Annotated in this window: 1 protein-coding gene and 1 pseudogene; both read left to right on the top strand. The window is 47.1% G+C overall.

Annotated features, from left to right (window positions below):
- Nucleotides 1-366: histidinol dehydrogenase (locus R7R24_RS30105; RefSeq protein WP_318120640.1), on the top strand; the 366-nt coding region annotated here is incomplete at its 5' end.
- Between the two features lie 15 nt (nt 367-381).
- Nucleotides 382-531: pseudogene (locus R7R24_RS30100) on the top strand (histidinol-phosphate transaminase); the annotation flags it as partial.

The raw sequence follows: 531 nt of genomic DNA, 5'->3' as shown, positions 1-531 counted from the left end.
ACACAAGCGGTTTCTATCTCTAACTACTACGGCCCTGAGCACTTAATTGTGCAAACGAAGAACCCTCGTGAGCTACTTCCACTACTAGATAATGCGGGCTCAATCTTTCTTGGCGATTGGTCTCCTGAATCTGCAGGTGATTATGCGTCGGGAACTAACCACGTGCTTCCAACTTACGGGTATACTCGTACTTACTCAAGCCTTGGCCTTGCCGACTTTTCTAAACGAATGACCGTGCAAGAGTTATCGGCTGAAGGTTTACAGAATCTCGCTCCGACTGTGGTTACGATGGCGGAGGCGGAAGGTCTCGACGCTCACAAACGTGCAGTCACCATCCGAGTAGAAAAGCTGACCAAAAATAGATAATAAGAGAGTAAAGAGATGGAAAAGCTAGCACGCAAACAAGTTCAAGAATTAACCCCGTATTTATCTGCTAGCCGAATTGGCGGCACGGGTGACGTTTGGCTCAACGCCAAGGAATCTCCATTTAATAATGAGTATAAAACGGATTTTGCTCGCCTAGACCGCTAC

The organism is Vibrio sp. 704 (genome assembly GCF_033339295.1).
Note: the sequence above shows the minus strand (reverse complement) of the source record. Positions and strands in the feature narration are given on the sequence as shown.